The 14,507-nt window shown below is 58.4% G+C and carries 8 protein-coding genes; 6 read left to right on the top strand and 2 right to left on the bottom strand.

Annotated elements, in window-relative coordinates; all coding sequences use genetic code 11:
- Window positions 1–15 precede the first annotated feature (15 nt).
- Window positions 16–1,539 carry a hypothetical protein gene (locus BLT47_RS05595; protein ID WP_143021784.1) on the bottom strand — a complete coding sequence of 508 codons (1,524 nt, stop codon included), beginning with the start codon at window positions 1,537–1,539 and terminating at the stop codon, window positions 16–18.
- A 396-nt stretch (window positions 1,540–1,935) separates the two neighbouring features.
- Between BLT47_RS05595 and BLT47_RS05590 the strand changes: the two genes are divergently transcribed.
- The 6 genes from BLT47_RS05590 to BLT47_RS05565 all read left to right on the top strand — a co-directional run bounded on the left by BLT47_RS05590 (window position 1,936) and on the right by BLT47_RS05565 (window position 7,655).
- The gene (locus BLT47_RS05590; RefSeq protein WP_141670128.1) at window positions 1,936–2,937 is read left to right on the top strand and encodes a CpaE-like family protein; all 1,002 of its coding nucleotides are present in this window, start codon (window positions 1,936–1,938) and stop codon (window positions 2,935–2,937) included.
- Window positions 2,934–4,304, top strand: a complete 1,371-nt coding sequence (locus tag BLT47_RS05585; protein WP_083330096.1) for a TadA family conjugal transfer-associated ATPase — start codon at window positions 2,934–2,936, stop codon at window positions 4,302–4,304. The genes BLT47_RS05590 and BLT47_RS05585 overlap by 4 nt, the downstream gene beginning before the upstream one ends.
- On the top strand, window positions 4,301–5,017 hold the full coding sequence (locus BLT47_RS05580; protein WP_065415044.1) for a type II secretion system F family protein: 717 nt from the start codon (window positions 4,301–4,303) through the stop codon (window positions 5,015–5,017). The genes BLT47_RS05585 and BLT47_RS05580 overlap by 4 nt, the downstream gene beginning before the upstream one ends.
- A complete protein-coding gene (locus BLT47_RS05575; protein WP_049619531.1) occupies window positions 5,014–5,550 on the top strand; it encodes a type II secretion system F family protein in 537 nt (178 codons plus the stop codon). The genes BLT47_RS05580 and BLT47_RS05575 overlap by 4 nt, the downstream gene beginning before the upstream one ends.
- Before the next feature lie 282 nt (window positions 5,551–5,832).
- A complete protein-coding gene (locus BLT47_RS05570; protein WP_049619530.1) occupies window positions 5,833–6,510 on the top strand; it encodes a Crp/Fnr family transcriptional regulator in 678 nt (225 codons plus the stop codon).
- Window positions 6,511–6,983: 473 nt separating this feature from the next.
- Window positions 6,984–7,655, top strand: coding sequence for a hypothetical protein (locus tag BLT47_RS05565; protein WP_143021783.1), 672 nt, complete (start codon window positions 6,984–6,986; stop codon window positions 7,653–7,655).
- A gap of 506 nt (window positions 7,656–8,161) precedes the next feature.
- Here BLT47_RS05565 and BLT47_RS05560 read toward each other — a convergent pair.
- Complete coding sequence (locus BLT47_RS05560; protein ID WP_074662586.1) at window positions 8,162–14,101, bottom strand: Rib/alpha-like domain-containing protein; 5,940 nt, start codon at window positions 14,099–14,101, stop codon at window positions 8,162–8,164.
- Between the last annotated feature and the right edge of the window lie 406 nt (window positions 14,102–14,507).

The following is a 14,507-nucleotide window of genomic DNA, read 5'->3' as shown; positions in this document are numbered from 1 at the left end:
CCTCTGCTAGTTTTGCTAGTTGCCCTGTTCGTAGATTTCGCGGCGGGTTGTTGCTTCGGCACGGCGGGCGCCCCGGCGTCGTGCCCCGTGGGCGGCGAAACCGATGCTGAACAGCCCCACCCCGAAGATGAGGAACCCACCCCACATAAAGTTGCGGAACAGGTGCGCCGTAATATTTTGGACGATTTGATAGTTGAGCGAGGCGGTTACTTGCGCCCAGCCCTGCGCCGCATACATGCCGAGTGCGGGCACGAACAGCGTGAGCAAGCCTGCCACGATAAAGACGACGCCGAAGAATTGCGCCGCAAAACTGGACCTGCGCGCTAGCAAACCCAGCAAAAGGAGCGCTGCGCCGCCGCCCAAAAGTTCCACGAGGGGAACGAAAGAAACGCCGGCTGCGTGCGCGCTTGCTGGGTCGGCCAGGAATTCTTCGGTAAGAGGTTGGGCGAGCCGCAAACCGGCCATACCGTCAGAAATCAGGTACCAACCGACCACGACTAATAGGAAACTTACGAAGGTCACCCACACGTGCGTCCACCCGCGGCCCTTCGGTTCTTCCGGCAGTGCGATAGCACCGCCTTCGACCGTGGCCCACTGCGACATGCGGCTTTGTGCTTCCGATTCCGGCGCAGGTGAGAACTCGGACGGCGCGGCCGGCGGTGTGTACGGGATTTCTTCGGCCACATAGGGGCTGATTTGCTCCCCGCCTTCTGCACTCACCGGTTTATCGATCCCGGCTGCTTGACCCAAAGTCGCATACTCGCGGGCGGGCGGCATAGCGGCCTGTTGGGAGGCCGGGGCCGGAGCAGGAGCCGGGGCGCCCACCCCGTCAAAAACGTTTTCTGTGCCCGTGCCAAAACTCGTACCGCCAACAGTTTCGGTACCGGCCACAGGTGGCACCGCATCTGGCACCGAACCTGCCGCGCTACTCGACGCCGCACTTGGCGCATCCGCACCACCTGCGATGGAGGAATCCGATATGGTGCCCGCCGGCCAAACGGAACGCCGCGCGCGCGGACCGCTTGTACCCGCGGCAACACCAGCGGTGCCGGAAGTAGCGGCTGAGCCAGTTACGGCGGCTGGAGCAACTACAGTAGCTGGGCCAGTTACGGTGGCGGGGCCGGATAGTTCGACAGCGGCAGTCTCCGCACCCGCAGTGCCCGTAGTACCGGCAGTATCGGTTGTGCCGGTAGTGCTGGTTGAGGCAGCCGTGCCAGCCATAGCTTCGGCGCCAACGGTAGCTTTGGTATCGGCCGTGCTAGTGGCACCATAAGTGCCGGCCCCACTGGTAGCACCGGCCACGCCGGCAGTGCCGGAAGAATAAGAACCTGCGTTTTGCTGATCCGCCGGCTCGTCGAAGATTGGTTCTTCCAAAGCACTAATAGCTTCCTGCGCACTGGCAGCACTGGCCATACTGGCCGCGCTCATCGCGCTACCACTCCGCGCGGGCGGCACGGATTCCTCGATGGGAGCCAAGAAGTCTTCATCATCGAGCGGACGGCGCGACTGCGCGTTGTACGGATCATTGGGAGTTGACACAGGTTCCTCCTTATAATATTTCTCTGCCAAAAGAATACGCGACAAATTTTTGTAGGTACGAAACTGGCCGGGCGTTTTGCACATTTTCTCCCTATCAAGGCCCATAAGTCCATGCTCAGCGGCCTACAGTGGCCCAAAACTACCCTGAATCCCAGCGATCCGCCCACCCAGCAACCTGCCCACCCAGCGATCCGCCCACCCAGCAACCTGCCCACCCAGCGATCCGCCCACCCAGCAACCTGCCCACCCAGCGAGCCGCCGCAACGGTTTACCGCGCCGCCCGTCCGCCTCGAACTTTCGCTCCGAACTTTCCACAGTTTGGCCCCGCGTTCCTATTTTCCACAGCGGCGCCCACCGGCCACGCCGCGGTTTTCTTTTCTGGCCAGACTTCCAACTATGGATGCTACTCGCGGAAATATTATGGACACGGTTTCCCTCACCGGTTCGCACGAGGTCACAGTGCAGGAAGTGAATCGGATCGCGGAACTGGCAGGGATCGCCGTCAAACAGGTTGCCGAACGCGCCGGCGGGCAGGAAGCCGTGCTGCGGCTTGAAGAAATCGCGGGTGCCCGGGTGCGGGTGAAAGCTAGTTTCCATCCGGCCTACGCGCCCTATTTTGCTTCCGGTTCGATCACCTTGGAACTTCCCGCCCAAGCCGAAGACCTTTTGGAACTCATGCTTGCCGCGGGTTCTACCCGGCGCGGCCTGACTATCGGCGTGGTTGGGGCTAGCGGCGGGATTGGGGTAACGGCGCTCGCCTGTTGGATTGCTAGCTGCCTGCCCGCCCGGGCGGCCCTAGCCGATTTAGATCCGGCTTCCGCCGGGCTTTTAGGTTTCTTAGCCATGGAAAACGCGGCCGGCCTGCGCTGGGCCGATATTCCCGAATCCGCCGGCGTGCTCGTGCCCGGCCGCCTGGCCGACGCTTTGCCAGCACGCGGCACCTTGCGGGTGTTATCCGCAGATGGGCGCGGCGCCGTCGTACCCACCGGAACCGTGGGACAACGTGCCATTGATGCCCTTTCCCAATCGCATGACCATACCGTATTAGATTTGCCGCGCCTGGCTTTGCAACCCGGTAGCACCGCCGCCACCTGGCTGGACTGGTGTGACCACCTGGTGGTCCTCACCGTGCCGGGGGTGCGCGGAGTGAGCCAAGCAAAACTCGCTCTCTCCCGGCTCACCAGCCGTACCGTTACCGTAGCCACGCGCGCCACCAACAAATTAGAAGCTGCCTCATTCGCGGAAGAAATCGACCACCCCGTACACCTCATCCGCCCCTTACGTGGGTTCGACGCCGATATTGAGCATGGCCTAGCGCTAGGCTCACGCACCCGTTCTGCCACGCATCGAGACATTTCGCGCCTGGCCCGCACCCTCGCGGAAAAGAGTGCGGTATGAAACGGCCAGACCAAGCTAGTTTGCGGGCGGCACGGCTAAATCTTGCGCGCGGAAAAAGAGTGGCCACGGTGGTGGCAGAAACCGTGCCGGAAGCGGTGGGAGCCAAAGAACTCCTGGGCCGCGACCGTAACCTGCGCGCGATTGCCGCCGGGTTTGGCCCGGAACTGCAAAACCTGTTAGACCAGCCAGATATCACCGATATTCTCATCAACGGGACGGCCGGGGCATGGATTGATCGCGGGAACGGGCTGGAACGGGCCCCACAACTCGCAAAAATCTTGCAAACCGAAGCAGACGTACGAGCACTAGCGGTACGGCTGGCCGCGGCGGCCGGGCAAAGGCTCGATGATGCCTCCCCGATTGCGGACGGCACTTTTTCTGGGGGTTTGCGTTTGCACGCGGTACTCCCGCCGCTCGGGGCGGAAGGAGCACTTATTTCTTTGCGAACCCAGCGGGCGATCACTTTTAGTTTGGCGGCACTATCGGAAAATGGCATGGTGGCCCCGCAACTGTTGCCTATCGTGGAAGCTTTGGTGGCACGGCGTGCCAATGTGATGATTTCTGGTTCTACCGGTTCGGGAAAAACTACTTTACTGGCCGCGCTCCTTTCGGAAGTGCCGGAAACAGAACGCATTTTAGTTATCGAAGAGGCAGCAGAACTGCGCCCGCACCACCCGCACGTAGTGCATTTGCAGGTGCGGCACGCCAATGTGCAAGGCGTGGGAGAAGTGAGTATGAGTGAACTGGTGCGGGCAGCCATGCGGATGCGGCCCGACCGAATAGTGCTGGGCGAATGCCGCGGCCCCGAAGTGCGGGACGTACTTTCTGCGCTCAACACCGGCCACGAAGGAGGGTGGGCAACAATTCACGCCAATTCCGCGTTGGATGTTCCCGCCCGGCTCACCGCGCTGGGCGCGCTCGCGGGAATGTCGGAGGACGTGGTTGCTGCCCAGGCCACGAGTGCCCTGGACGCTGTGATCCACGTGGAACGCCGCCACGGCATGCGGATGATTACCCAGATAGGGGTGTTCACCCGCGCGGGCGGCGAACTACGCGCCGAACCGGCAATCTTGGTAGAGCCTGCAGCCCGGGCAGAACCCGCCGCGCAGGCAAAACCCACTGCCCCGGCAAAACCCACCGCCCTGGTAGAACCCGCCGCGCAAGCAAAACCCGCCGCGCCCGCACCGCCCCGGTTACGTTTCTGTGCCGGCTGGAAAAAACTGGGCCCGCGGCTCGGCTTTGCGGGTAGCTCTCCAAGTAACTTTCCTGAGAACCCTCCAAGTAACTCTCTGGGATACTTTCCGAGTAACTATCCCGGGAACCCTCCAGGTAGCTCCCCAGGTAGTAGGAGGCCAGCCGCGCCATGATTTTCCTTGCCTGCGCCTTGCTTTTGTTAGCCGCGGTTTATACGCGGCGGGCACCCCGGGCTGGGACGCGCCCGGCGTTACTGGCCCAAAGCCAACGCAACCGGGAACGCCGCGCGGCGCAAAAGGCCCGCCGCGCGAAAGAGAAATCCGCACGGAAAGCTGCCCGCACTACGGATATAGGTATGCTCGCCGCGGAAGCAGCAGCGCGGATGCGTTCTGGTGCCACTACCGAAAATGCGTGGCGGCTAACCGTTGCCCGGGAAGGGTTTTCGGTACCTGCCGGCGGCGAACTTGATGCTACCGGGGTGCCGCGCGCCTTGCGCATGATTTGGGAAACGGCAAGCCGGCGCCGCAAACGCAAGGACGTGTCCTTGTACGGAATTCCGCCCGTGATCGCTGTGTGCCGGCTTTCGCATCTGACCGGAGCTTCCGCCGCAGACGTTTTAGAGGCCTGCGCGCAGGGTATTACGGAGGCGGCGGAAGCGGCCGGGGAACGCCAAATTGCGCTCGCCGGCCCGCTTTCCAGCGCAAGAATATTGGCCTGCCTGCCCATTTTCGGGATTTTCTTAGGGATTGCTTTTGGCGCGAACCCACTTGGTTTCCTTTTCGGTTCACCTTTTGGGCTGGTGTGTTTGGTGCTCGCAATTATTTTTGAGGGCACCGGGATTTGGTGGACGCGGCGGCTGGTGCGCCAGGCAGGAATGGGACAATGATATTTGCGTTTGCCGCTGGCCTGTTGGCGCTTTTTACTGCTGGTGCTTACACTTCGCCGCGGTTCTTTGCGCGCCGCCGCCCGGCCCCGCCGCCGGCCCTGCCACCTTCCGATCCAGCGACCCTTGCCGACCTTGCCCGGGCCGCCCTCGTTTCCGGAGCTTCCGTACCAGACGCACTGCGCGCCGTCGCCGCGGCTACCGCCGAAGAACAGGAACCGTGCGGGCTGGAGCTTACCGCGCGGCTCTTAGTTTTAGGTGCGAGCTGGGAGGAAGCCTGGGCGCACGTACCCGAAAGGTGCCGTATTTTGCGCGATACCCTTGCCCCTTCGTGGCACGACGGCGCCGCTCCCGTACCGCTTTTGCGTCGCGCTTCCGCAAGCCACCGAGCCCGCCGCATCCGGGAGGCGCGGGAAGCGGCAGCCGAGCTTGGCACCCGGTTGGTATTGCCATTGACTACGTGTTTTTTACCAGCTTTCGTACTATTGGGCGTAGTGCCTATCATTGCCTCACTTGGTTTAGCCTTTTTCGGATAGAGTTCTAGCTGGTCATGGCTAACTTCGCGACGCGCCCACGCCAATACCGGAGTTGTGCCCTACCGCACGTTATCGGGGTAGAATGATTTTTAGGCTTTCCAGGAACGCCGAAAAGGCGCTTCTATCACTGGTTCTGAGCTTTCTTCGCGTAATTTACGCAGTTCATGAGCCATAAGTCACCATTTTCGCTATATCTTTGGCAAGATGTGAGGTGAACGGAAAGTGGCGCTTTGCGCCATGATCGCGTAAGCGAATATAACAGTAGTCAGAAAGTAGGATGCGGTGGATACAGACGTTTTGCGTTCAGTTTCTCTCTTCAAAGATCTGAGCCAGGAAGATCTGGCTTCTCTCGGGTCGATGATGAGTGATGGCTCGCTCAAGCGCGGCGAGAGCCTCTTCCACGAAGGCGACGAAGGCGATCGCCTTTATATTATTACCGACGGCAAGGTGAAGCTCAGCCACACTTCAGATGATGGACGGGAAAACCTCATCGCAGTGTTAGGCCCGGGCGAAATTATTGGCGAACTTTCTCTCTTCGATTTGGGCCCGCGGTCTTCCACGGTTACCGCGATTGCCCCCACGAAATTGCTTTCCCTTTCGCATCGCGATATGAAGGCTTTCATTCGGGAACATCCGGAACTGGCAATCTCCATGCTCCGCGAACTTTCGAAGCGGTTGCGCGCCACTAATGAAAATATGGCAGACCTCGTCTTCTCCGATGTGCCGGGACGCGTAGCTAAGGCCCTCCTGGATTTGGCTAATCGCTTCGGTGAACGCACTCCGGAAGGCGTCTTCGTGGCACACGATCTGACGCAGGAAGAATTGGCACACTTAGTAGGTGCTTCGCGAGAAACGGTTAATAAGTCTCTCGCTGATTTCGTTTCGCGAGGCTGGATCCGGTTGGAAGGCCGGGCCGTCTTGCTGATTGAAATTGGCCGCCTGCAACGCCGCGCTCACTAAAACCATTTAAACCATTTCTGTGTTGAGGCGGCGGCGTGCGGGTGCGGGTTACCCGCTTAGATCTGCGTGCAGGCACGGTAACCGGTGGGCTTGGCGCATACTACTCCGTGCGTGCTAGTTGTATAACTGGTTACCAATATTTTGTGGCGCTGAGGTTTAAAAAGCGGACCTCGGCGCCACTTTTCCTGCCTTGGAATAGTATTTCCTTATCTGCTTGTGCCACCGCAAGCATTTTGCTCGAAAGGAAGCATCTACTCATGACGAGTTCACAGCCACAAGATTATCCGTACACTAACAATTCCGTCCCACCGGTTCACCAAGAAAACCCGGGAAACCAAACACCCCCGCCACCGCCTGCAGGTGCACCCGGTGGGGGCCCGGCTCCGTATCCCGGTTACGGATATCAACAGCCCAGCAATGCTTTTGCGGGCTCGGCGGGTGTTTATTTCAAGTGGGTGCGGGATAAGGCCACATTGAAAAACAATTGGCCGATGTTAGGCGTGGCGGTATGTGCCGGTCTCGCGATTATTTCTTTGTTCTTGCCGTTGGCAAAAGCGTGGCGCTTTACCATCAATTTCTTTACTGACGAACTGATGGCACTCGGGTTTTTGTTCCTGATATTCACCTTGCCGGTGCTGATCTTGGCGGGGCTCACTTTCCGAACAGGGTCACGTGGGGTGCGAATCGCCGCTATTGCGTTTGCGTTCGTCACGTTCTTCTTTGAGTTCGTAATAATGGTCATCTTTGTTACGGAGGACCTGCACGAGTTGCGAATTGTTGGACACGGAATCGGCGCTTACTTGCTGCTTTTGGCTTCTCTGTGTGGCCTGGTGTTTGCCGGTTTGTCGATTCCTTTCCGGCCGCAGCGCCGCGCCGTGCCGCTCCTGCCCCAGCAGTGGCAGGCTGCCACACCGGCTGCTTCCCCGGCTTGGCAGTATCCGCAAGGTACGACGCCGCCCACCCAGCCTGCTCCTGCCCCGACGCAGCAGTATGGCGCTCCGGGTGCCTACGGTTCGCCCACGTCTTACGCCCAGCCGGGCCAGCAGCAAGCTCCGCAAACCGGGCCAGCTAACCCGGCTTCCCAGGCTCAGGGTGGCCCAGTTCCGCCGGCTAACCCAGCTTCCTCGACCGGCTCGGCTTCCTAGGCCCAATAGGGACCCCAGACTACTAGGCTTCCCAGGCCTAGTAGTCTGCAAAATAATCAAGGCAATTTGGAATCCCAGGTATACCCAATTTGCTGGCAAAAAATATTGCCTGCCTGTGGTAACTGAAACCTGGTACCTGAAGCTGGGAGCTAGCACCTGGTACCTGAAGCTGGGAGCTAGACCGGTAGCTGAAGGCGGCAGCTAAGGCTCTGGTAGCTGAGTAGCTGAAACGCCTCCGTGTCGCATATACGTTTAAAGCGTATGCGTCTAAATTTGTAGAAGGCCCCGGCCCGGGAGTAGCACTACTTTCGTAGTGTCCTCCCGGGCCGGGGCCTTTTGGTTTTACCCGCCGCGCCCAGCCCCATCCCTCTATTGAGAGAGTATTTGGGAAGCCGGCGCGAAGCGGGCGCCACCTTAGAACTCGGCGTTACCTAAGCAAATCTTAGGCGCCACCTACTTTGATAGCTATTCATTTGATAGCTGTCGGACTACTGCCAGGCTACTTGTTACTTGCGCTTGTTGCGGCGAACCAACGCTACACCAGCCACAGCAAACAGTGCTGCGATACCGGCCAAGCCAGCTACATCGCTACCCGTGAAGGACAGCTTGCCACGCTTCGGCTTTTCTGCCGGCGCTTGTACCTTAGCCTTCGGAGCCTTTGCCTTTTCCGTAGCAGCCGGCTGGTTCTGCGCGGACTGATCCGCTGCCGGGGCGGAAGGCTCCGCCTTCGGCGTCGTATCTGCCGGTTCGGTAACCGTAACCTTGACGGTCACGGTTTCCTGAGAACCATCCGGGTACGTAACCGTGATCTGCTTTTCAATCACAGAACCAGGCTTAGCATCGGCCGGAACCTTTACGCTCACCTTGCCAGTAGTCGGATCCACCGTAACGGTGTCGTCACCAGCAGGACCAGCAAACTTCGTGCCCTTAGGCAGATCGGCAGTCTGCGGAACGTCTACGGTATCGCCCGGCTTGCCAGAAGCGTCACCGTAAACCGGCTGATACTTGTCAGCATCCGTCTGTACCGGGGTCGGTTCGGCAACCTTGACCTTGACGGTCACGGTTTCCTTAGAACCATCCGGGTAAGTAACCGTGATCTGCTTTTCAATCACAGAACCAGGCTTGGCATCAGCCGGAACCTTCACGGTCACCTTGCCAGTAGCCGGATCAACCGTAACGGTGTCATCGCCTTCCGGACCAGCAAACTTCGTGCCCTTAGGCAGATCGGCAGTCTGCGGAACGTCTACGGTATCGCCCGGCTTGCCCGAAGCATCACCGTAAACCGGCTGATACTTATCGGCATCCGTTGGCTGCTTCTCCGGTTCGGTAACCGTTACCTTCACGGTCGGCTTATCTTGCGAAGCATCCGGGTAGGTAACAGTGATTTCCTTGGTGATCTCGGTACCGGGCTTGGCATCAGCCGGAACCTTCACGGTCACCTTGCCAGTAGCCGGATCCACCGTCACGGTGTCATCGCCTTCCGGACCAGCGAACTTCGTGCCTTCCGGCAGCTTCGTATCACCAGTCTGGTCCACGGTCACATCCGCACCAGGCTTGCCAGAAGCATCGTTGTAGCCAGGCGTGTGCTTTTCAGCATCCGTAACCACAACTTCAGGTTCAGTTACCTTCACCTTCACGGTCGCCTTATCTTGCGAACCATCCGGGTAGGTAACAGTGATGTCCTTAGAAATCACGTCACCGGCCTTGGCATCAGCCGGAACCTTCACGGTCACCTTGCCAGTAGCCGGATCAACCGTCACGGTGTCATCACCCTCAGGACCAGCGAACTTCGTGCCTTCCGGCAAGTTCTTATCACCAGTCTGATCCACGGTCACATCCTCACCAGGCTTACCAGACGCTTCGCCGTAACCAGGCGTGTGCTTATCGGCGTCCTTCGCAGCCGGTTCAGAGACCGTGACCTTGACCGGGATGGTTTCTTGCGAGCCATCCGGGTAGGTAACGGTGATTTCCTTGGTGATTTCGGAACCAGGCTGAGCATCAGCCGGAACCTTGACCTTGACTTCACCAGTCTTCGGGTCAACCGTCACCGAAGGATCGTCCTTCGGGCCAGTAAAGGTCGTGCCTTCCGGCAGTTCCTTATCACCAGGAACCAGCGGCACAGTCACTTCCTCACCCGGCTTACCAGAAGCATCACCATAGCTCGGGTTGTGCGTATCCGCATCGGTCGGAACAACCGTCACCTTCACCGGAACAGTTTCTTGCGAACCATCCGGGTAAGTAACAGTGATGTCCTTAGAAATCACGTCACCGGCCTTGGCATCAGCCGGAACCTTCACGGTCACCTTGCCAGTAGCCGGATCAACCGTCACGGTGTCATCGCCTTCCGGACCAGCAAACTTCGTGCCTTCCGGCAGCTTCGTATCACCAGTCTGGTCCACGGTCACATCCGCGCCAGGCTTACCAGACGCATCTTCGTAAGCCGGGTTGTGCGTATCCGCATCGGTCGGAACAACCGTCACCTTCACCGGAACAGTTTCTTGCGAACCATCCGGGTAAGTAACAGTGATGTCCTTAGAAATCACGTCACCGGTCTTGGCATCAGCCGGAACCGTAACCTTGACTTCACCAGTCTTCGGGTCAACCGTCACCGAAGGATCGTCCTTCGGGCCAGCAAAGGTCGTGCCTTCCGGCAGTTCCTTATCGCCAGGAACCAGCGGGACCTTCACATCCTCGCCCGGCTTACCAGAAGCATCGCCGTAGCTCGGGTTGTGCGTATCCGCATCCTTGGGCTCAACCACGAACTTCGCGGTGAGGTTATCAGTGCCGCTCTTATCGGGATAGGTCACCACTACCGGAACGGTAACTTCCGTGCCGGCCTGTTCGAGTGCAGGGGTGAGAGAGACGACGCCGGTCTGCGGATCTACCGCTGCGCCTTCCGGAGCGCCTTCACCCAGGGCGAAGGTGGAGCCTTCCGGTGCAGCTTCGGTTTCCTGCTTGTCCTTCGTGGATACGACGTCAAACACAGGAGCAGCAGACTTTGCTTCTTTGCCAACCTTGGCCGGCGTATCAGCGTAACTACCGTCGTAGATCTGGCTCAGGGAGCAACCGGAACCATCAACCTTCACGCCCGCGGGAGTACCGGGGCACAGGTCGGTGGCATCGGGCACGCCGTCACCGTCCGAATCGAGCTGGAAGGTAGCTTCAATATCGTCCGCCGCGGAACCCGTACCCGGGTATTCCACGCGAACCGGAACCTTCAACTCTTGACCTTCCACACCTTCTGCGGCAGTGGTAACGGTAACTTCGCCAGTGGCCTTGTCAATCGCCACATTCCAGCCCTTGGGGGCAACGAAACCGTCAGCGATGGAGTAGTTAGCAGCAGCCGGAGTGTCGCCTTCGTAGCTCGGGGTGGACTTTGCAGTTTCCCCAGGCTTGACGAGCGGCGATTCCTTGTATGCCGGCTGGTAATCGATCGGCTCAGCAACCTTGACCTTGACCGGGACGGTTTCTTGCGAGCCATCCGGGTAGGTAACGGTGATTTCCTTGGTGATCTCGGTACCAGGCTGAGCATCAGCCGGAACCGTAACCTTGACTTCACCAGTCTTCGGGTCAACCGTCACCGAAGGATCGTCCTTCGGGCCAGCAAAGGTCGTGCCTTCCGGCAGTTCCTTATCACCAGGAACCAGCGGCACAGTCACTTCCTCACCCGGCTTACCAGAAGCATCACCATAGCTCGGGTTGTGCGTATCCGCATCCTTCTTCCCGACGACGAAGTTCGCCGTCAGGTTGTCGGTACCGCCATTATCCGGATAGGTAACAACAACCGGTACAGAGATCGTCTTCTCTGCATCATCGAGAGTCGGCGTGTAGCTGACCTCGCCAGTGGTTTCGTTAACCTTGGCGCCAGCCGGAGCGTTCGGGCCGAGCGCGAAGGTCGAACCCTTAGGAGCCGGATCAGCTTCCTTGGCGTCCTCGGTCTTCACATTATCGAAGACCGGCGCAGCCGAAGTAGCTTCCTTGCCGATGTTGGCCGGAGTATCCGTGTAGGACCCTTCGAGCTTCTGGCTCAAAGAGCAACCGTTTTCGTCAACTTTCTGACCCTCCGGAGTTTCCGGGCACTTGTCGAGCTCGTTGGGTACTCCATCGTGATCATCATCGACAATTTCCGGCTTCGTGATGTTGAGCGTAACGGTATCGGTGTGCTGCTTAACGACGTCGGCAGGATTCTTGCCGATATACACCTTTTCGCTACCATCAACATTCACACCTGCAGGAAGGACTACATCGTAGGTGACCTTCACATCGGCATAAGGACTCTGATCCGAAGTGCCTTCCGCCGGGGTACCCGTGATGGTCTGTGTTTCGGGATCAAACTTCAGGCCCTCAGGCAGGTTAGTAACCTGCATGTTCTGAACCGAGGCACCTTCCGGAAGACCTTGCGGTTCAACCTTCTGGCTGTATTCCTTACCCTCCTGACCGTCGGTCAGGGGCGAATCGGTGATGATGATCGTGTATTCGACCTTCTGCGTACCCGAAATCGGATCCGCACCCGGAACCTCAACCGTGTACTGCCGAGTCAGCGTCACCGGGTAGGTGCCTGGCTTGGTGGGTGTGCCAGAAATAGTGCCAGTCTTCGGATCGAGTTCCAATCCTTCGGGCAACGGGTTTTCCGTGGTGTAGTCACCGCGCGAAACCTTTGCATCCGACTTCTTAGAAACCGTGAGCTCCAAATTCGACGGCAGGTTGTATTCGTCCCCTACCGAACCAAGCGGTGCGGCCGGCGTCGGTAGCGCCGTGAAGGAATCGATACCGAAAGGCTCCGAAACCTCCCCATCCTTGGTTACCGCACGAATACTTGCAGTATAGGTACGAGACTTCTCGCCGTGAGAGAAGGCATCTTCCGGTACGGTGAGCGGGCACGACTCAAGCGTGCCATCCTGGTTCGGCCGAACCATTTCACACGATTCTACTTCAACAGTCTTTGAGCTACCGTCCGGCTGAGGTTCTTCAGTGGTCCACGTAATCGTGTAAGTACGATCCGGGTCAAACTTATAGCCCAGGCCGGTCGTCTTAGTTTCCGCAGTGTCACCAATCTTGGCGAAGTTGACGTTGGAATCATACGGCGTCACATCAAAGCGAGGATCGCTCGACTGCAAAACGAAGTTGTAATCGTAACGTTCCTGGAAACCAGGGTTACCAACGCCCCAGACGTTCTGAGTAGAAACATTCACGAAACCAGTGCGAGGCGTTGCGCTAGCAATTTCAACACCTTCAGCGTTCTCAGCGGTCAGTGCGAAGTAATCGAAGTTGATGTGCTTCGAAACCAGAGCGCCAGCAGTCCACCAACCGTCGGCAGGGCTGTTCGCAAGCTTGTGGAACTTTTCCACAGGAACAATGCCCTTCTCGGTTGCACTATTACCGAAAGTACCCTTGAATTGCAGACGGTACGTGCCGTCAATACCGGTAGTCGCGGTCGCCGTTTCGGCGATCCACTTTTCCTTGCCTTCGCGCGCAATCTGCGTCTGAATCCAAGTCTGAAGCTCGGCTTCATCCTTGTCAGTCCAGCCAGACTCGCGAGCTTTGCGCCCGTCTTCGCTCTTGAAGTTATCGTTAATGTACTTGACCGCGTAATCGCTCAGATACGATCCGGTAACGCGCAGACCTGGCGCCCACGAATCCTCGGGATTCTTTGCCGCCCAGGTAGTCGGCGTAACCCCATAGCTCGAAATGATGGAGTCAACTCCGTACTGCCACATGGCGCGACCACGAATCTGGCCGTACGCATCTTTAGTCACATCCGAAGTGTCTACCAGGTTCTCACTACCCGCATCTAGGTGCCACTGCTCCCGATTCGGATTGGCCTGGTAGAAAATGGATACGGGCTTGATCTCATTCGTGCCGACTAGGAAGTTGGTACCACCCTGCAGTTCATAGGCGTCAGTCTTCGGGAAAATCTGCCGATTTCCCCACGAGTACTGCACCGAGTACGAGGACGGATCAGGATTGTCGGACCAAACGCGGAACTTCTCGCCCTCGGGCAGATTCGGATCCGCATCGAAAGTATGAACAGCACCATCAGCACCCAGGAAGGGCTGCATGATAATGCCCCAGTTGCCCTGATCATCAGAAACCGACGTATAAACGGGCGATGCAACACCATGCTCGAACCACTGTGCATATACACGTACGCCCTTCAGCGGAACCTTACCGGTACTGAAGATGAGCGGCTTGGCGTCAGAATTAAGTAGGCTTACCGTGCCCGAAATCGTATTCGGAGTGTCGGTACTACCGGGAGAGTCCACCGAATTCGGGACAGATCGAACATCTGTCTTATCCGTAGGAGTGAGATTAGCGTGAGCACCTCCCCGGGGCTGCGCATAGGCGGCCGCGGGCAACCCAAAGCCCGTACCTACCAAAGAAGCTACAGCGAGGAGGGCTAGAGATCTTCTAGCTCTTTGCCGCCGCGCTTTCGGCTTTTCTTGCATATTTCCTCCATATTTTTGCAAACACCTTCCAATTGGCGGTTTTGCGCGCCAAAATCCGGAGGGGGGCGCGTCGTTCGCTTCTCGGGTCCGAACTCCCGGGAAGCAGCTCAAGGCCGTGCCGAGCCTCGAAAAACGTGCCAGTGCGCTATCCCAACCTCGAAGGTGTATGTAAAAATTTACGCGGCATTCAGCCATTTCACAGCAGTTCTTGAGAACTTCACATTCGCGGATTTAATCAATGCTTACGTTAGTTTTCAGGCTCTTTCGGCGCCACTTCGCCATTTAGGTTTGTAGGCATGGGACTTTCGACCCCGCGCACAGTAAGCAAACTCACACATCTGTTGGGCAGGAGAAACCTTCCCAATGAGCCCGGCTTAGCATTAGGTGACGCGCCGCAACCCTTAAG

Source organism: Actinobaculum suis, from assembly GCF_900102025.1.
Taxonomy (GTDB): Bacteria; Actinomycetota; Actinomycetes; order Actinomycetales; family Actinomycetaceae; genus Actinobaculum; species Actinobaculum suis.
This window is presented reverse-complemented; position numbering and strand designations above follow the sequence as displayed.

What these genes read in the sequence shown, in the direction of transcription:
- BLT47_RS05590 (WP_141670128.1), top strand. Translation starts at nt 1,936, where the DNA reads ATGGATGCTACTCGCGGAAATATTATGGACACGGTTTCCCTCACCGGT.
- BLT47_RS05585 (WP_083330096.1), top strand. Translation starts at nt 2,934, where the DNA reads ATGAAACGGCCAGACCAAGCTAGTTTGCGGGCGGCACGGCTAAATCTT.
- BLT47_RS05580 (WP_065415044.1), top strand. Translation starts at nt 4,301, where the DNA reads ATGATTTTCCTTGCCTGCGCCTTGCTTTTGTTAGCCGCGGTTTATACG.
- BLT47_RS05575 (WP_049619531.1), top strand. Translation starts at nt 5,014, where the DNA reads ATGATATTTGCGTTTGCCGCTGGCCTGTTGGCGCTTTTTACTGCTGGT.
- BLT47_RS05560 (WP_074662586.1), bottom strand. Translation starts at nt 14,101, where the DNA reads ATGCAAGAAAAGCCGAAAGCGCGGCGGCAAAGAGCTAGAAGATCTCTA.